Source organism: Suttonella sp. R2A3 (assembly GCF_021513215.1).
GTDB lineage: Bacteria > Pseudomonadota > Gammaproteobacteria > Cardiobacteriales > Cardiobacteriaceae > JAHUUI01.
The window spans coordinates 1,909,279-1,927,817 of the sequence record NZ_CP090975.1 but is presented as its reverse complement, the minus strand read 5'-3'; the positions used below and the strand labels follow the sequence as shown (position 1 = coordinate 1,927,817).

Annotated in this window: 17 protein-coding genes and 1 pseudogene; 3 read left to right on the top strand and 15 right to left on the bottom strand. The window is 48.3% G+C overall.

The window, feature by feature from the left end:
• Positions 1–54: 54 nt before the first annotated feature.
• From L0B52_RS09290 to ectA, 5 genes are all read right to left on the bottom strand, one after another.
• A complete protein-coding gene (locus tag L0B52_RS09290) occupies positions 55–1,515 on the bottom strand; it encodes an aspartate kinase (RefSeq protein WP_235064437.1) in 1,461 nt (486 codons plus the stop codon).
• Positions 1,472–1,864: an ectoine synthase gene (locus L0B52_RS09285; protein WP_235064436.1), complete on the bottom strand. Its 393-nt coding sequence runs from the start codon at positions 1,862–1,864 to the stop codon at positions 1,472–1,474. The genes L0B52_RS09290 and L0B52_RS09285 overlap by 44 nt, the downstream gene beginning before the upstream one ends.
• 154 nt (positions 1,865–2,018) lie before the next feature.
• A complete protein-coding gene (locus tag L0B52_RS09280; protein ID WP_235064435.1) occupies positions 2,019–2,411 on the bottom strand; it encodes an ectoine synthase in 393 nt (130 codons plus the stop codon).
• 9 nt (positions 2,412–2,420) lie between these two features.
• On the bottom strand, positions 2,421–3,671 hold the full coding sequence (ectB, locus tag L0B52_RS09275) for a diaminobutyrate--2-oxoglutarate transaminase (protein WP_235064434.1): 1,251 nt from the start codon (positions 3,669–3,671) through the stop codon (positions 2,421–2,423).
• Positions 3,672–3,709: 38 nt separating this feature from the next.
• Entirely contained in the window at positions 3,710–4,210 is a 501-nt protein-coding gene (gene ectA, locus L0B52_RS09270) for a diaminobutyrate acetyltransferase (RefSeq protein WP_235064433.1), read from the bottom strand.
• 114 nt (positions 4,211–4,324) lie between these two features.
• Here ectA and L0B52_RS09265 point away from each other — a divergent pair, with 114 nt between their 5' ends.
• Positions 4,325–4,792 (top strand): MarR family winged helix-turn-helix transcriptional regulator, encoded by a 468-nt coding sequence (locus L0B52_RS09265; RefSeq protein WP_235064432.1) that lies wholly within the window; start codon positions 4,325–4,327, stop codon positions 4,790–4,792.
• Between the two features lie 14 nt (positions 4,793–4,806).
• Here the strand turns inward: L0B52_RS09265 and L0B52_RS09260 are convergent, their stop codons facing one another.
• The 6 genes from L0B52_RS09260 to L0B52_RS09235 are packed head-to-tail and all read right to left on the bottom strand — an operon-like array spanning position 4,807 to position 11,063.
• Positions 4,807–5,697, bottom strand: a complete 891-nt coding sequence (locus L0B52_RS09260; RefSeq protein WP_235064431.1) for an ROK family protein — start codon at positions 5,695–5,697, stop codon at positions 4,807–4,809.
• A 2-nt stretch (positions 5,698–5,699) separates the two neighbouring features.
• Positions 5,700–6,512: a MurR/RpiR family transcriptional regulator gene (locus L0B52_RS09255; protein ID WP_235064430.1), complete on the bottom strand. Its 813-nt coding sequence runs from the start codon at positions 6,510–6,512 to the stop codon at positions 5,700–5,702.
• Positions 6,513–6,558: 46 nt separating this feature from the next.
• Positions 6,559–8,406, bottom strand: a complete 1,848-nt coding sequence (locus tag L0B52_RS09250) for a TRAP transporter large permease subunit (protein WP_235064429.1) — start codon at positions 8,404–8,406, stop codon at positions 6,559–6,561.
• A gap of 57 nt (positions 8,407–8,463) precedes the next feature.
• Entirely contained in the window at positions 8,464–9,444 is a 981-nt protein-coding gene (locus tag L0B52_RS09245; protein ID WP_235064428.1) for a sialic acid TRAP transporter substrate-binding protein SiaP, read from the bottom strand.
• Positions 9,445–9,468: 24 nt separating this feature from the next.
• Entirely contained in the window at positions 9,469–10,362 is an 894-nt protein-coding gene (locus tag L0B52_RS09240) for an N-acetylneuraminate lyase (RefSeq protein WP_235064427.1), read from the bottom strand.
• A 14-nt stretch (positions 10,363–10,376) separates the two neighbouring features.
• A complete protein-coding gene (locus L0B52_RS09235) occupies positions 10,377–11,063 on the bottom strand; it encodes an N-acetylmannosamine-6-phosphate 2-epimerase (RefSeq protein ID WP_235064426.1) in 687 nt (228 codons plus the stop codon).
• Positions 11,064–11,308: 245 nt separating this feature from the next.
• Here L0B52_RS09235 and L0B52_RS09230 point away from each other — a divergent pair, with 245 nt between their 5' ends.
• Positions 11,309–12,328 carry an SIS domain-containing protein gene (locus tag L0B52_RS09230; protein WP_235064425.1) on the top strand — a complete coding sequence of 340 codons (1,020 nt, stop codon included), beginning with the start codon at positions 11,309–11,311 and terminating at the stop codon, positions 12,326–12,328.
• 18 nt (positions 12,329–12,346) lie between these two features.
• On the opposite strand, the gene L0B52_RS09225 is transcribed toward L0B52_RS09230, so the two are convergent.
• The 4 genes and pseudogenes from L0B52_RS09225 to L0B52_RS09210 all read right to left on the bottom strand — a co-directional run bounded on the left by L0B52_RS09225 (position 12,347) and on the right by L0B52_RS09210 (position 16,580).
• The gene (locus L0B52_RS09225; RefSeq protein ID WP_235064424.1) at positions 12,347–12,673 is read right to left on the bottom strand and encodes a YqcC family protein; all 327 of its coding nucleotides are present in this window, start codon (positions 12,671–12,673) and stop codon (positions 12,347–12,349) included.
• Positions 12,674–12,756: 83 nt separating this feature from the next.
• Positions 12,757–13,992: pseudogene (icd, locus tag L0B52_RS09220) on the bottom strand (isocitrate dehydrogenase (NADP(+))); the annotation flags it as partial.
• Between the two features lie 91 nt (positions 13,993–14,083).
• On the bottom strand, positions 14,084–15,622 hold the full coding sequence (locus L0B52_RS09215) for a DUF4139 domain-containing protein (RefSeq protein ID WP_235064422.1): 1,539 nt from the start codon (positions 15,620–15,622) through the stop codon (positions 14,084–14,086).
• Between the two features lie 10 nt (positions 15,623–15,632).
• Positions 15,633–16,580, bottom strand: coding sequence for a D-2-hydroxyacid dehydrogenase (locus L0B52_RS09210; protein ID WP_235064421.1), 948 nt, complete (start codon positions 16,578–16,580; stop codon positions 15,633–15,635).
• 483 nt (positions 16,581–17,063) lie between these two features.
• Between L0B52_RS09210 and fumC the strand changes: the two genes are divergently transcribed.
• A complete protein-coding gene (gene fumC / locus L0B52_RS09205; protein WP_235064420.1) occupies positions 17,064–18,452 on the top strand; it encodes a class II fumarate hydratase in 1,389 nt (462 codons plus the stop codon).
• Positions 18,453–18,539 lie beyond the last annotated feature (87 nt).

Below are 18,539 nucleotides of genomic sequence, written 5' to 3'. Positions count from 1 at the left end.
CGCCTATTATAACGCGGTCTGTTGATCGGTTGCGATAATCAGTGGGTTATGAGATTACGCGGCTTGCTCAATCAGCTTGCGGTGCAAGGCTTTGACTGTGCCTTCATAATCTTCATCAGCAACCATAAACATCAAATCGACTTGGCGCATCGCCTGATGCGTCGCCAGCACAGGAATCCCTGCTTCATATAGCGCACCAGAGGCGTTATGCAATAAGTCTGCGATGTTCAAATTCGCGCCGATCACACTTACCATCGCAATTTTCTCTAAGCGAATATCCGCATCCGCATAGCCATTTTGAATCTCTTCGACGAGTTTCAAAATGCGCTTTTTATCCGCTTTGACGTAAAACGTGACCGTGTTGGCGTTAAAATCTTGCGCCAATAAGCGGATTTTCGCGGCAAACATACAGTTCACCATGCGCTGTGAATAGTTTGTTTTACCAACCATATCCTGATCGAATACTTCCACCGCCCAAACGTTCTGTGAACCGGCGATGATATCGACTTGCGCTTTTTCCGGATCATGATCAGCGCGGATATACGTACCTTCATGTTCTGGTTCAAAGGTGTTTTTGATGCGCAAAATAATATCGGCTTTACGCAACCCTGCACCTGCGCGCGGGTGAATCGCCTCCATGCCCAGATTCGCCAGCTGATCGGCCACATCATAGTTCGTTTGCCCGATCGGGCGCACATTGTCTTCGCCTACCAAACGCGGATCGGCGCTCGATAAGTGAAATTCTTTGTGGATAATCGCTTCGCTCGCGCCGGTCACTGTGGCGATTTTCGAAAATGTCATTTCGCTATAGCCACGGTCAAACGTGCGCATCAGGCCTTCGCAGCATTGCGTGTAGCCTGTAACGATCGGCATCGTGTTCGTCAGATCAATACCGTTAAGCTTATCAGCGATATGCCCAGCAAAACTTGGCTGGTGGTCAGCGCGCCAATTGGTGAGATCGACAAATTGTGCATTCACACCGTGTTGCTTAAGCAATAGCACGCTGTTATGCGCGCTGTGCGCTTCGCCAATCGCTGAGAGCATTTCGCGCACTTGCAGGAGCTGTTCGCTCAAGTTGAAATGGCCAAAATCGCATACTTGCTCAAGGTTGCCGAGCACTTCTCGCGCATCGTCTAAGCGGGTATTGATAAAGCTATCGGCTTGCTCGCGAAGCGCTTCATCAGCAAACATGTTGGCGTTGATCTCGGCGAGTTTTTCGCGCACCACCTCGATCTGATCGCGCCAGGCGTTGCCCTCTTCAGCGCTGGCAAAAAGCCCATAAATGCCGGGGCGACCACTCTTTTTGTGCTCTAACAGCTCGTCGGTGATCCCACCATACGCTGAGACAACAAAGATGCGGTTATAAATTGAGCCGTTATCATCGGCGCGTAACCAGATGTTTTTTAGTACATCTTGATGGCGACTCATCGATGTGCCGCCAATTTTTTCTACGGTATGTGTCATCAGCTCGTTATTCTGCTGGCGCATACGATCCATCAGGACGGTGTACTTCATTCCCTGTGATCGGCGGGTTAAATACACACGCCATCTTCATGTCTTGGGTGCCGCCACGCAAGATATGCTCATCATTCTGATCTAAGATGTAGAGCGTGCCCTCTTTAATCGGGTACACTTTGCCATCGGCCAGCGTTTCGATCTCGCCGTTACCGCTCATGCAATAAACCGATTCGAGGTGGTGTTTGTAATGGATGTGCGTTTCACCACCGGCATAAATGGTGGTGATATGAAACGAGAAGCCCATCCCATCATCTTTGAGCAGCATGCGCACGCTGTCCCATGTTTTGGTTTCAGAATGAACCTGACGGTCCGTACCTTCACATTCTTTTAATCTCCGTACAATCATGTTTCCTCCTAATCTAAAACTTTTATAAACCTTGATAATGCGGTGATACATTGAGCTGTGTTGCGTTCATAGGCGCTAAACCAGATAGTTTGAGAACACTTTGATGGCGGCTCATTACTCGCCGCTATTTTCACCCATTTGTGTGCTCAAGCAATCATTTGGTTGGCGGAAATGAACCATCACGACGGTGCACTTCTTGACCAATGATCGGCGGGTTAAATATACACGCCAGCTTCATGTCTTCTGTGCCACCACGCAATCTATGTTTATCATACTGATCCATGATATAGAGCGTGCCCGCTTCGATGGGGTGCACTTCGCCATTGGCCACGGATTCAAGCTCACCGTTGCCACTCATGCAATAAACCGCTTGAAGATGGTGTTTGTAATGAACGTACATTTCGACACCGGCATAAACGGTGGTGATATGAAACGAGTAGCCCATTCCATCTTCTTTGAGTAGCATACGTACGCTGTCCCAGGTTTTTGTGCCAGAATGAACCTCACGACTCGTTCCTTCACATTCTTTTAACGTACGTACAATCATGTTTTCTCCTTAATCTAATACTTTCGCAAACGCTTGATCAAGAATATCCAGCCCTTCGTTGAGGACTTCGTCTTCAATCGTTAAAGGCGCTAAGAATTTCACCACGTGATCATCCGAGCCGCTGGTTTCAATAATCAATTTTTCTTCAAATGCTTTTTTACTCACCTCTGCAGCTAATTCACGCTGTTCCATAAAGGCGATACCTTGCATCATACCACGTCCACGATGTTGTAATTGATCAGGATAACGATCAACAATCGCAGCAAAACGGTCGTGAAGAATTTGCGCTTTACGGCGAGTTTCTTGCTGGAATGCATCGTCCTGCCAATACAGCTCTAACGCGCGTTTTGCAGTCACAAAGGCATGGTTATTACCACGGAATGTCCCGGTGTGCTCACCCGGGCTCCACACATCTAAGCCTTCGCCAATCAGCACAATCGCCATCGGCAAGCCATAGGCAGATAATGATTTAGACAGTGTGATCAAATCCGGCTTAATACCGAATTTTTCAAACGAGAAGAACCAGCCAGAGCGACCACAGCCTGCTTGGATGTCATCGACAATCAACAGAATGTCGTTTTCAGCACAAATGCGGTTGAGTTCTTTAAGCCATTCGCCACGTGCCGCGTTTAAGCCCCCTTCGCCTTGGATACACTCAACGATCACCGCCGCTGGTTTTTCCAGACCTGAACTGCCATCAGCGAGCATACTCTCTAAATACGCCAATGAATCCCAATCTTCTTCATGGAAGCGGTCGTACGGCATAAAAGTCACGCCAGTTTGTGGCATATTGCTTGCGGCGGTCCATTTTGGATTGGCAGAGACCGTTGCCGCACCCATAGTCGCGCCATGAAAACCGTTAGTAAACGACACAATATGCTGGCGACCGGTGACTTTACGCGCTAATTTCAGCGCTGCTTCAACCGCATTGGTGCCGGTTGGGCCGACAAACTGGAAACGATAGCTCATCTCACGCGGCTGTAAAATAATCTCATCAAACGAACGGATAAACGCTTCTTTGGCCACCGTATGCATATCCAAACCGTGGGTCACACCGTCTTCATTGATGTAATCAATCAGTGCTGGTTTAATTTTGTCGTTGTTGTGGCCGTAGTTTAATGTGCCGGCGCCGCCCAGAAAATCGATATAACGATTGCCGTCAACATCAAATAACTCTGCGTTTTTTGCACGCTTAAAAATAACATCAAAATGGCGGCAGTAGCCGCGAACATTCGACTCTAATTCTTTAAAAATACCCATAATATATCCTTAGTGTTGAAAATAAATGTGTGCGATCTTTAGAACGGGCCGATGATCAATAATTCCTCAGTATCATGACGGCCAGCGAAATGCTTATCGCGTTCAAAAAATGGTTTGTGATTGAGTTCTGTATTCAGACGGTCGGCAAGCTTGCGAAACGTTGCCCAAGATGCCTCGTTATCCGGCGTAATCGTGGTATGCAAATGCGTTGCGCCGCGTTGTTTCCCGCGAGCTATTGCCTCATCGAGAATCCGACTGGCAAGGCCTTGCCCGCGTGCCGATTTTGATACAGCAATCTGCCAAACAAAGAGTGTTTTCGGCTGTTCGGGCAAATGATACGCCGAAACAAAACCGACCACTTCGCCATCGCGCTCAGCGAGCACCGCTGAATCAGCAAAATGAGAACATTGCAGCAAATTGCAGTAGAGAGAGTTTTCATCGAGTGGCTTACACGCCGCGATGAGATCATGAACCGCCGCCCCATCTTCAACAGTGGGTTGGCGAAAGAGAATATCACCCTTGGTTGGGATATTTGACATACCCACCTCCGGTTGCGTTTATGAATTCGACAACAGTATAACAACTCAATAAGAATTTACAACACTAAATAGTTTCCTTACAATAGCTGTTATGGATAAAATTTTGCTCTCACTATGAATCGCCCGCAAACGCTGTCTAACGAAGAAACATTGCGTCGCTGTAGCACCTTATTAATTGCGCTGCGACGCATCACCCGCGCGAGTGATATTTATTCGAAAAAGCTCAGCCAACAAACAGGGCTCACCATGCCACAGATTATTCTCATGCAAGCGATCGATTTTGCGCCAGAGTGTTCTGCCGGTGAACTCTCGAATATGATTGCCCTGTCGCAGGCAACGGTAACCAATATCGTACGTCGTTTGGAATCGCGCGGTTTATTAGAGCGCGAGCGCGGCAGCGATGATAAACGAAAAGTGTTTTTACGCCTCACCAAGCAAGGCAAAACCATGCTCGATGGCGCGCCGCAAACCTTACAACAATCGTTTATTGATGCGTTTGATGCGTTGGATACCTGGGAGCAACAAATGCTGGTCAGCTCAGCGCAACGTATTGCGCAGATGATGGAATCGCCTGATCGATAGCTAAATAGGCTTTGCTAATCGTGGGTATCCGCTTGGCTTTGTAAAAACCAGCGAAGTGCGCCGATTTGCCCCGCGCGATTGCCTAACGCAGCACAACGAACAATCTCCGGCATAAACAGCGCTGAAGAGACCCGCGCAGCTAATAGACTCTGTATGCGTGGCTCTAGAATGTGGCTTTGCGCCGCCACTGCCCCACCAATAATAATCGCTTGCGGGCTGAGCAGATGAACCGCTGCCAATAGACCAGTAGTTAGCGCATCCAGCATGTGGGTTAACGCCGCCTCAGCCTGCGCCTCGCCTGCTTCAATACGCTTAAAAAACGCCTGACCATCAATCAGCTCACCGCTGCGCACTTGATAATCGCGCAGCATCGCTCGAGTTGACGCGTCTTCTTCGAGGCGACGACCGCCTGCGAGTGGAATATGACCGATTTCACCCGCGCTAAACTGATGACCGCGCCACAGCTCGCCGTTTAATAAAATCGCCCCACCTAAGCCTGTGCCAAGGGTGAGACACAGCGCAGAATCACAGCCTTGCGCGGCGCCTAACCACGCCTCGCCTAACGCCATCGCGTTAACATCGTTTTCTACCGCACACGGCAGCGCACACGCCCGCTCAACTTCTATCTTCAACGCTGTGCCGCTATAGCCGGGAATCGAAGGCCCAGCGAACACCACCTCACCACGAAACGGATCAATCACGCCCGCAGAGGAAATCGCCACGCCATCTAAGCGGTGCGTTTGTGCCACACGCTGGCACAGCGCAATCACTTGTTCGCTTATCTGCTGCTTACCGCCAACAATGGCTGTTTCTTCGCTAGGAAATACGGCTATTTCGCTGCCGTCTTCACGATAGAGCGCAGACTTTACCGTCGTGCCCCCGATATCGATACTCAATACCTGCATGGTTATCCTTTGCTTTGTTGCAACGCGTCGTAGGTCCGCTGCCAGATCGTCTCGCGCGCCGTTTTGTTACGGTTCATATAATCAGCATAAAGTATATCAAGCACCACCAATACAGGAAACTGCGGCGAAATCATCCGTCCGTATTCGAGATTGTTTTTCACTGCAAACAGCAGCACTTCATCAAACATCTTGGCAAACTGACGCCCTTCATTCGCGGTAAATAGCACGGTGGTCGCGCCTTCTTCAGCCGCAGCCTGCAAGGCATCGACGACAATCTGCGTACGCCCACTGATGCTGATGCCTATCACCAGACAGTCTTTATCGACGGTCACCACGTTCATACGCATCATGTCATCGTCAGTAATCGCCTCACAAACCAGACCAATGCGCATAAAGCGAAGCTTCATCTCGCGCGCGACCATTCCTGAGCTGCCTTTGCCGTACACATACACCCGTTTTTTATTTAATAGGTGCTCGGTTAGACGACGAATTTGCGCCATATCGACAATCGAATACGTTTTATTTAATAGCTCTTGATAGCTCGCGAGCACGGGTTGAACAAAATCCTCACGGGTTTGTTTATTAGGTCGACTATAAGCATAAACAAACTCGCGAAAGCCACGAAAGCCGCATTTTTGCGCAAAGCGGGTTAATGAGGCTTCTGAGGTGTTAAGTTGTTGCGCAACCGCTTTACTGGAGGGATCATCAAAGACAATGCCAGCGAGAAATTGTGCGGCGATATTGCGTTCGTTGCGTGTAAATTGCGCCATCCGCGCTTCGATTAATGGCTCAATACTGCGTTCAAATTGCATCATAAACCTCTGAGGTAAGCTTAAGTAAGGGATTGTGACGCAACATCACTTAATTGGCGAGTAATAAGTTCGGCAAAAATGTGACGATTTGCGGGAAGAGCGTGATCAAAATCAGCGCAACGAAGATCGGCACTAAAAACGGCAACACCCCTCTGGCCACCGTACTCACCGGCATATTGCCCACACGCGCGACCACGAACAGCGCCATTCCCATCGGCGGGGTTAAGATACCGATCATCATATTCAGCGTGGTCATCACCCCGAAGAAAATCAGATCGATATTAAAATGCTGCGCAATCGGGATTAACATCGGCAGCACCAAAAATTGCAATGCTAAGGCATCGATAAACATACCCAAAAACAGCAGCAATAAATTAATCATCAGCAGTACAATAAGCGCCGATGAGGCAACGCTCATAAACCCTTCAGCGATTTTAATCGCTACTTGTTCACGTGCGATCATATCACCAAAGAAGGTTACCGCCATCACCATCAGCACGGTCACACCACTGATCGCCATCGCCTCAACGCAGCTCTTAAACAGCTTTTCCCAGCTAAGCTCGCGGTACAGCATCCCTAAAACAATCGAATACAGCGCCGCAACGCCTGCGGCTTCAGTGGCAGTAAAATAGCCCGAGAAAATCCCACCAATGATGATAATCGGTGTTAATAGCGCCCAGAATGCGCCTTTAAATGCTTCGATACGTGCCGCACAGTTGGCTTTTTCGGCGCGTGGATAACCGCGGCGATGACAAATCCATGCGTTCATTATCATTAGCGCAACGGTTAATAGGACACCCGGGATAAACCCGGCAAGAAATAGCTCGGCAATTGATTGATTAGCGATGACACCGTAGATAATCATCGCGATACTCGGCGGTACTAACGGACCAATAATGCACGATGCCGCAGTAATCCCCCCACAAAGATCATCGTCATAACCTTCATCACGCATCGCTTTAATCTCAAGCTGCCCTAGACCACCAGCATCCGCTAACGCTGACCCAGACATCCCAGAAAACACCAGACTAGCAGAAATATTCACATGCCCCATGCCACCGGTGTAATGCCCGAGCATGGTACGTGCGAAGTTAAAAATGCGGGTGGTGATACCAGAACTGTTCATTAATATGCCGGTTAAGATAAAAAACGGCACACTGAGCAGGCTAAAGCTATTGATGCTATCAACGAGCTTTTTCGCAGCGAAATCGCCGACAATCCAACTGGTCATCGAGAAAAAGAGTACGGTGGCGATAAATAAAGACCACCCCACCGGCACCCCCAAAAACATGATCACCAACCACACACCCAAAGCGATATAGACCGCCGATTGATCGAGATCGACGTATTGACTAATGTTGAGCACAGCAAACCAACTTGGCACAAGAACCCAAATCGCCAGCAAGACCAGCACGGAAATACCATACGCTACTGCCGGAATCAGGGTGATTTTTTGCTGATAATTCTCACGCTGCGCTTGGATAAATCGCCAGAGCATCAAGATGGAACCCAGTGGCAACGCCAAATAGAGCCATTTATCCGATATATCGAGTGAGACGATGGTAAAAGAGGCTTTTTTGACCAGCACAAAACCATAATAGGTAAAGAACATGATCGAAATAAAGATCAACACTTGCACTAGGCTAAATACCCAGCGACGAATATGTTCTGAAAAAAAATGACAGACAAAATCAACCAGCACATGCTGCTGATTACGGATACCGATGGAGATCCCCAGCATCCCGACATAAACAAAAATCAAGCGTGCGGCTTCTTCGGACCAGATCAACGGCATATCGAGCAATTGTCTGGCGACGATTTGCGCGATTAATATCACAAACATCAGCAAAAATAACGAACCGCCGAGCCATTCTTCCAGTTTGTCTAAAACACGCATGATTGATCTCCACAAGATGGGTGGGCTATCTCGCCCACCCCATAAGGATGTTACGGCTTAGTGCAATGCATCAATTTCCGCAATCGCTTGTTTGCCCGCATCACCGTTTTTTTCGATAAACTCAGCATAATAAGGCTGCATCGCTTCTTTAAAGGCTGCTTGATCAGGATAGGTAATGGTCACGCCTTTTTCTTCAAAAAAGCTGATCAGCTCTTTCTCGCCATCAACAAAAAGTTGCGTATGGTAATCCGCAGCCTCTTGCGCGGCTTCTTTAACCACCGTTTGCAGCTCTTCAGGAAGCTTTTCTAAGGTTTCGTTACTCGCCAGATACAGCACATCATTCAAGATATGATTGGTCATTGCCAGGTAATCCTGAACTTCATAAAATTTCTGCGCTTGGATAGTTGATAGCGGGTTCTCTTGGCCATCAACCGAATTGGTTTGCAGCGCGAGATACACTTCAGAAAATGCCATTGGCGTTGGTGCAGCGCCGATAAATTTAGCGTATGCGAGGTTCGTTGCCGCATTAGGCACGCGCAGCTTCAAGCCTTTCATGTCTTCGATGGTGTTAATCGCACGATTTGAGGTTGTTTGACGGGTGCCGTTATACGCCTGCGAGAGAATCGTCATTCCGCGTTCGTCGTGGATCTTTTGTTGCAAGTCTTTGCCAAATGGCGTGTCGAACAGTGCTTTTTGTGCGGTTGGGTAATCGGCAATCATATAAGGCAGCGCAAATACTTCAGCCACTGGATAATAAATCTGGAAACGCGCACTTTCAGCGAAGGTAAAATCGAGCGCACCGCCGCCGGTTTGCTCCATCATCGAGCGATCATCGCCAAGCTGTGCATTTGGATAGAGCGTCACTTCGATTCGCCCATCAGAATTTTCTTGCACTTCTTTAGCAAAGAGCTCTGCGGCTTTGTATTCATTCGACGTTGTGCCGGCATTCATGCCGAATTTAAGATTGTATTCTGCGGCCAGCGCACTCATGCTAGCAAGGCCAATTAAGGTGGCAAGGGTGAGTTTATTAAGGCTCATGGTTATCTCCTTTAGGTGAAAAATCTAGGCAAGAAATTGTTGGTAAATCTCTTTGGCGCGCACGATTTGTGCCTCTGTGGCACTAGCCATTGGTTTGCGTGATAAAAATGGGCCCTGATTACAACCGGCAAGCACCAATAATTGCTTGATCGTTGGGTACAGGCCATTGTCTAAAATCGCGCTGATCAAATCGTTGCTTTGCTGTTGTATGCGCCGTGCTGCAGCAAAATCGCCAGCTTGGGCAAGATCCATAATCTCTCGTGCACGAACACCATTGACGTTATACGTTGACCCAATTGCCCCATCGACTTGATTGACCATCGCTGGTAGAAGCATTTCATCAAAACCGGAATAGATCAGATGATCTGGGTAGGCGCTGCGCAAGCGCTCGAGCAAGTAAAAATCTGCCGCAGTGAACTTGACGCCAATGATTCGTTCGTGGGCAAAAAGCTCAGCGAATTGCGCTAAGCCGATCTCAACCCCGGTTAAAAATGGAATCGAGTACACAATCATCGGTGCATCAACCGCCTCTAGAATGTCAAAGTAGTATTGCTTGACCTCAGCAAAGCTGAATTTGTAGTAAAAAGGCGTCACGGCTGAGAGCGCGTCATAGCCAAGATCTTTCGCATAGGCAGCCAAATCAATCGCCTCATAGAGGTTTGGTCCGCCGATTTGCGCGATCAACTTACCCTTATCGCCCGCCTCATCTTTGGCAATGGCAAAAATTTGCTTTTTAGTCGCCACATCGAGCATGAAGTTTTCGCCCGTTGAGCCACCGACATAGAGACCATCAACCTGCATCTGATCAAGGTTATGACGGACTACTTGTCTGAGACCAGCCTCATTAACCTGACCATCGGCATCAAAAGGTACCAATAACGCTGAAAATAAACCGGAAAGAGAAGATTTTTTAGCCATTAAGAACTCCATAATTAAAGCTGTGTCGCGGCGACAAATTGTTCAGTAATCCACTGAGGCCGAGTAATCGCCGATCCTACCACCACGCTAAATACCCCCAGCTCTAGCACACGTCGCACTTTCTCAGGGGTATTGATGTTACCTTCGGCAATGATCGGCGTTTTGAGGGTCGCCAGCGCTTTACGAATCAACGCAAAATCATCAGCTTCAATCAACTGTCCACGGCTTTCGGCGGTATAGCCGACTAACGTGGTGCCAATAAAATCAAAGCCTAACTTTTCAGCCTGTTGCATTTCGTCAATCGTCGCGCAGTCAGCCATTAATAACACCCGAGGATACTTCTCGCGAATCGCAAGGATAAACGCTTCTAATGTTTGTCCTTGTGGGCGAAGCGTGTTGCGCGCATCCAAGGCGATAATCTCCGGAATAACGCCCATCAGTTCATCGACCTCATCCATCGTCGCAGTGATAAACACCTCGCTATCGGGGTAATCGCGTTTCACAATGCCAATAATCGGTAGGTCGGTGTGTTTGCGGATTTCTGAGATATCAGCGGCAGAGTTCGCGCGAATCCCTGCAGCACCACCCTGCTCCGCAGCTAGAGCCATTCGACCCATAATAAAAGAGGAATGTAGTGGCTCATGAGGCAACGCCTGGCAAGAAACAATCAATTTGCCTTGTAACGCAGCGATACTCGTCATGAAACACTCCAAAATTCGTAGGCAAATACGCCTGTTGCAGGAAGGCTCTAGCATAAAATAATTTGAAATCAATTTCAAATTATTTTATTATTTCGGTAAATTATTTCTATTTATTGTACTACCTCACTAGGTTTAAAACAGGTGGCGGATAAAAACCAGAAAATTGTTAATTAGTGGCAACAACACGGTGTGTTGCACAGAGTTCGTTACAATAGGCATAAAATGATGATAGAGTTGAGGATGTTATGAACGAAACTTTTATGGCACGAGAAATTCGTGAAACCGCATCAGTTGTCGCGCGTCACGAAACGCATAACGACATTGCTGTTTTTGGTGAGGCGCTGCGTAACGCACCACCCGAGTTACTGCTCACCATTGCGCGCGGCACCTCCGATCATGCCGCGGAATACCTTGGCTATTTACTCATGCGTTATTGCGGTATTCCTGCGCTTTCGGTGCCCTTATCATTAAATACGATTTATCATACGCGCTGGCAGTTGCGTAACGCGCTAGCGCTCACTATCTCGCAGTCTGGTGGTAGCCCGGATTTGATCGATAGCATCAACAACCTACACGCCGCCGGATTAAACAGCGTAGCTTTGGTGAACACAATTCCCTCACCACTCGCTGAGGCGAGTAATCATGTGCTCGATATTGCCGCAGGGGTCGAACATAGCGTGGCCGCAACCAAGAGCTTCGTCGCCACCTTATCCGTTGGCCTGCGCGCGTTTAATTATTTATTTGATGATCCGCAACTCACCGAGGCTTTTAAAACGCTACCTGAAAAACTCGATGCGGCATGCGCACTTGACTGGTCAAAAGCAGTTGACACTTTAGCGGAGGTCGATCGTTTGTATGTGATTGGTCGCGGTGCTGGGCTGGCAATCGCCAAAGAAGCAGCGCTGAAATGCAAAGAAACATGCCTTATTCAAGGGGAGGCGTTTAGCGGTGCGGAAGTGAAGCACGGCCCGATGGCGTTAATGAATCCTAAGCAAGTGGTGCTCATTTTTGCACCACCCGATGACAGTCAAGCAGGACTGATTGAAACGGCGCGGCAGTTCCGTGAGATGGGCGCGAAAGTATTACTTGCAGCCGATGACTCGGTCAGCGAACGCGACTTACCACTGATTGATGCCGGGCATCCCGCACTTCAAGGGTTAACCAGCATTCAAAGCTTTTATATGATGGTTGAGGAACTTTCTGCAGTGCGCGGTATCAACACCGACCAACCACCCAACTTAAAAAAACGCACCGAAACGCGTTAAGCGCGATTAGTATTAGTACTAACGGTTAATCGTCTGGTCTAGCTGGGCGATTAGCTGAAGTAGTGCTTCGGTATTTTCTGTACAACCTCGCCAGGCTTCTTCGGCCATCGGCAACAAACCACTCTGTGTTGGTAAGGCTTCTTCCATCAGCACTAAACTGCGCATTCTTGGGATATAAAGCCATTGCAGCCACTCGCTAAAACACAAAGTATCGACACAAAACGCTTCCTTAGACGCTAAGGCTTGGGCGCTTGGTGGCGTGTCTTGCCACCAGTCCAGGTGGCGCAGCTGTGCTTCAAGCAATATTAACAACTGCTGCATCTGTTCGTGACGTGATTCAGACATAAAGCGCATCCTGTTTAATAATAAAAAAGCCCTGCAAGATACAGGGCTTTATAACGTCGCATTTCAAATGCGTGTTAGGCGTTGATTTTCGCAATCAATGCATCAGCGAACGCGCTGGTTGAGACTTCTGTTGCGCCATCCATCAGACGGGCGAAGTCGTATGTGACCGTTTTATCAGCAATGACTTTCGGATACGCGTCGTTGATTAAGTCTGCCGCTTCTTGCCAGCCCATGTATTCAAGCATCATCACGCCAGAAAGCAATAGCGAACTTGGGTTAACCTTGTTCATACCCGCATATTTTGGCGCTGTACCATGAGTCGCTTCAAACACAGCCACACCGTCACCAATATTTGCGCCAGGTGCGATACCAATCCCGCCAACTTGTGCCGCTAAGGCGTCAGATAAGTAGTCACCGTTGAGGTTCAAGGTCGCGATCACATCGTACTCTGAAGGACGCAACAACAACATTTGGAACATCGCATCAGCAATACGGTCTTTAACCACGATCTTGCCTGCTGGTGCTTTACCGTCATACTCATCCCACAGCTCGTCTTCGGTGATGATTTGATCACGGAATTCTTCCTTAGCGATTTCATAACCCCAGTTACGGAACGCGCCTTCGGTGAATTTCATGATGTTGCCTTTGTGCACTAAAGTCACGCTAGGCTTGTTGTGCTCAATCGCGTATTCGATCGCTTGACGCACCAAACGCTTGGTACCAAACGCTGATACCGGCTTAACCCCCAAACCAGCATCTTCGAAAAATGCTGCTTTGAATTCTTCACGCAGGAATTTGGCCAACTTTTTGTTCTCATCCGTGCCGGCTTTGTATTCAATGCCTGAGTAGACGTCTTCGGTGTTCTCACGGAAGATCACAACATCAATTTCTTCAGGTTTACGCATTGGTGAAGGAACGCCATCGTAATAACGCACTGGGCGTACACAGGCATACAAATCCAATTGCTGACGCAGCGCCACATTCAACGAACGGAAGCCACCGCCGACTGGCGTAGTCAAAGGGCCTTTAATCGATACAACTAATTCTTTTAACGCATCAACGGTTTCTTTCGGGAAGTAATCGCCATCGTATAAACCAGCGGCTTTTTCGCCCATATAGAGCTCACACCAATGAATTTTACGCTCGCTACCGTAGGCTTTTTCGATCGCTGCGTTCCATACACGCAAAGAAGCAGCAGTGATATCCGGACCGATACCATCACCTTCGACATAACCAACGATTGGGTTATTCGGTACACTCAATTTACCGCTTTCATAGCGAATCAACTCGCCGCCTTCAGGGCGTTGAATATGTTGCATGTTGTCTCCTTAGGTATTTGTGCAAAATCGGCGGTTATTATAATCACCGCCACTTAATAATACAATTCAGCAAGGCTTACCATTCAGTCGCTTATAACCCTTGCAAGCTCTTTTCTTTAGGGTATTCCACCTCAAACCCGCTCTCAACCGTCCAGGTCTCCCCTGCGCCGAGATCTTTTTGCCAAAGCATCAAGCCCTTAACCTCTTCCACATCACGCTGATCGGGTTGTGGTGAAAAATGCGCTTCAACGCTCACGATTTCTTGAGTAGAAACCGGTACACGACTATAAAGGCGAACCGGCTTGTCTTTCTGACCACGGTTGCTTAACTCAAAGGTCACTTCTTTCGCGATGGCATTCGATTTTGAGATAAACCCGCGACTGTCGGTATATTCAGGTGGGGTGATTTGTTTGACCTCAATCTCTGGATCAAAGCCAAAACTGTTGCGTTGTTCGTATCCTGCGCTAATCAGTTCATCTTGATAGAGCTCAGCAACCCGCACACCATCACGATATAAGCTCATCTGCCCAGGAATAAGCGATGGTCCTTCAGGCATCGTCCATTTTGCCATCAACAGCGCCTTGTCTGTGTAATACATCCAATCATAGAATGCAGAATAGACTTCTGCTTCAGCCTTATACTGCCAGTACGGCACTTGCTGCTGATTCTGACTACTGGTCAAGGTGTACGTTCCTGGCAGATCAATACGGTAATCAACGCCTTGTTGTACAGCCACAGCGGTTCGTGTGCGACTTTCCATGACCGCATCAGCGGCCATCATTGCCTTAGGTTGTGGTGCCGGGGTGGCATAATTGACACCCGCTTCTTCAGGATCGTAGGCACTAACCGTCCAAGGATACATCCCGGGCTCATCAGCATAGCCCGGTGGTGTGATCGCCAAACTCAAGCTCACCTCTTGCCAATCAACCCCGCTTTGTTGGGTAATTTCAGCGATCGCATCAATATCAATTTTGTTTGCTTCGCTATCAAGCGACCAATGACTGCGCGGCTGCCATGAGGCTTGGTGGGTTTGCTCCTGCCAGCTCATTTCTATCTCGCCAGCCTGCTCTGAAAATACATCAAACACCAAAGCTTGCGCCACCTGCAATTCATTACCGACCCATTCCTGCTCGGCTTCTAAACGCGCCAACTGACGATAAAGGTCTTCCCGTTGCCCGACTAACGCGCTGTGCGTTTTGGTGAGCGCATCAATATTTGCGTTAACCTCCGCAAGCACCCCCTCATTCTCCAAACTTGCCGCAAGCTTTGAACTCATCTGTTCATTCATATTGATGGCGTGCTTAACATCATTGAGCTGTTTCTGCACTTCTGTAATACGCTGGGTCAGATCCGAATCCTCACTTGACCAATTAGCCGCGAGTGAGACTTGTCGCAGTGTTGCACCGCTTATCTTTGGTCGAATCGAAGAAATATCACTGCTTAATGGGTTGCTGACAACAATTTGATGTCTGCCTGGTTTATCAATCGATACTGAAAGATGGCGGCTAATCATCGCGCTGTCATAATAGAGCACCGCCTTATCGACATCCGCTTCCAGCGAATATTCTTCAGCGAAAGCGCCAACTGAATAGATAGCCATCAGTGCTACGGCTAATTTTTTCTTCATCATAGATCGTTCCTTAAGGTTGGTATGAATGAATAAATTGCGTGACCTGCTCGCGAAGCATTTCCCATAATCGCGTTTGCGCGCCGAGCCCGGCCCAGGCATTATGCGGAGTAAACACCACTCGAGGATGATCCGCTATCGCGAGTAGTGGTTCATCTTCGCTTGGTGGCTCTTGGCTAAACACATCACTCGCATAACCGAATAACTGTTTATTCTCTAACGCTTCCACCACTGCTTGACTATCCACCACCCCACCGCGAGCAAGGTTAATCACCAGTGGTTTACGCTGCATTTTGCCGATCGTTTGCGCGTTGATTAACCCTTTGGTTTCCTCATTAAGTGGACAATGCAAACTCAACACATCGCTGCGTGCTAACACCTCATCAAACGCGCTATATTGGGCGTTACGCGGCGCACACCCCGGCCGTTCAGCAAGTAAAACGGTCATCGCAAAAGCGCGCGCAATCCCCGCAACTCGCCGGCCAATCTCACCCGCGCCAATGATCCCTAAGGTTTTACCTTGCAGGTCATAAAGCGCAACATCGTTTAAGCAAAATCCACCTTCTTCACGCCAACGCCCTGTATTGACCGCATCGTTGTAATAGCGCAGCGCCCGCATAGCAGAGAGCATTAACATAAACGTATGCTCAGGGACGCTCCCTTGCGCGTAGCCGGCCACATTACTTATTTCAATATTCTTCGTGGCACAGGCCTTGGCATCAACATTATCGACCCCGGTAGCTGTGACCTGGATCATTTTGAGCTTCGGTAATTGATCAATAATCGATGCTGTGATCACCACCTTATTGATCACAGCAATCTCAGCGTCTTGTAGGCGCTCAATGATTAGCGCTTCGTCCTGCTCTGTGGCCCCATAGCTTTGCCAATCGCTCACCCCATCAGGTGGTATTAAGCTCACCTCAGGGGAAAACGTTGCCGCATCTAGAAACACCGCGCGCATAATCACTCCTTCTCTGACTCAGAGTCTCAATGTAAAGTCATAACCCCAGCAACACAAGATAAACCCGCTTAATTAACCAATAAGTAAGGTCATCATACGCCCATTTTTACTTCGATAAAAAACCTTGCGAAAACAAAATGTCAGAATTTTATTGGTTTTATGCTGCAACGCAGCATAAAGATTGCCTTCTAACGCCTTATTTCTTTACCTAAAAAAACCATGGGGTTAAGTGGATAATATGCTTAGTTACGATAGCAAAAACTTTTCTCACTTTATTATTGACGCAACGCAACATTATCCCTATAATAAAAATCGACATCATCGATGTTATCTCCTCTATATCCTCCTTTGGTGGTTATTGGCCGGGTTTCCAACCCGGCTTTTTTTTGCCCAAATCCACGACATTTAATCACCTTTCACCCCCTTCTAGCGCCCTAGTTCGTTATAATGACCTTAAGTTTTTAAACGATAACGAGGTTAGATATGAGTACACGTACCGAACACGACACTATGGGCGAGATCCAGGTTGCCGAAGACGCTTATTGGGGCGCACAAACCCAGCGTAGCTTTGAGAATTTCAAAATAGGTGGCGAAACCCTGCCACAAGCGCTGATTGATGCGATGGCATTGGTGAAAAAAGCCGCTGCAACAACCAACGCTTCTTTAGGTCGCATTGAAGCCGAACAAGCCAAACTGATTGTCGCTGCCGCAGATGATGTGCTCGCTGGCAAACTCAATGGACAGTTTCCATTAGTGGTTTGGCAGACCGGCTCAGGTACGCAATCAAATATGAACATGAACGAAGTGCTCGCTAATCGCGCCAATGAAATTGCCGGTACCGGCCGCGGTGCGTATCAACCGATCCACCCAAATGATCATGTGAACCACGCGCAATCAACCAACGATTCGTTCCCTACCGCGATTCACGTGGCCGCTGCGCGCCAAATCAACAGCCTGTTGATTCCAGCAGTCTCAGCACTTCGCGATACCTTAAAAGCGAAATCAGACGAGTTTGCCGATATTGTTAAGATCGGCCGCACGCACCTACAAGACGCCACCCCACTCACCTTGGGCCAAGAGTTTTCAGGGTATGTCAGCCAGCTTGATCATGGACTCGATCGCTTGCAAGATGCGCTAAAAGGCTTATATGAACTGCCCTTAGGTGGTACAGCGGTTGGCACAGGTTTAAATAGCCACCCAGAATACGCCGATAAAGCGGCAACGGAACTCAGCAATATCACCGATCTGCCGTTTGTGAGTGCACCGAATAAATTTGAAGCACTTGCCGGTCGTGATGCTGCTGTTTATGCCTCAGGTGCACTCAAAACACTTGCTGCCAGCTTAAACAAAATCGCCAACGATATTCGCTGGCTCGCCAGCGGCCCACGTTGTGGCTTTGGCGAAATTACCATTCCAGAAAACGAACCAGGCTCATCAATCATGCCAGGTAAGGTTAACCCAACTCAATGTGAAGCGCTGACTATGGCGTGTTGTCAGGTAGTGGGTAATGACACCACCATCACCATGGCTGGTGCCTCAGGCAACTTCGAGCTCAACGTATATAAGCCTGTGATTGCCTATAATTTATTGCAATCAATTCGCCTGTTGGGTGATGCGTGTAATAGCTTTAACGAGCATTGCGCAATCGGCATTGAGCCGGTGCGCGAAAAAATCGACTTCTTCTTGCACCATTCTTTGATGCTGGTTACCGCACTTAACCGCCACATTGGCTACGAGAACGCAGCGAAAGTGGCGAAAACAGCGTATAAAAAAGACCAATCGTTGAAAGAAACTGCGGTTGAGTTAGGCTTACTCACTGCTGAAGAGTTCGATAAATACGTGCAACCACAAGATATGGTGCATCCAAAATAAGCGAATACTATCAGCAACACAAACGCCCGGTTTGACCGGGCGTTTTTTATGACGATGCTTTGATAAAAGGCTACGAGGATTTATCCT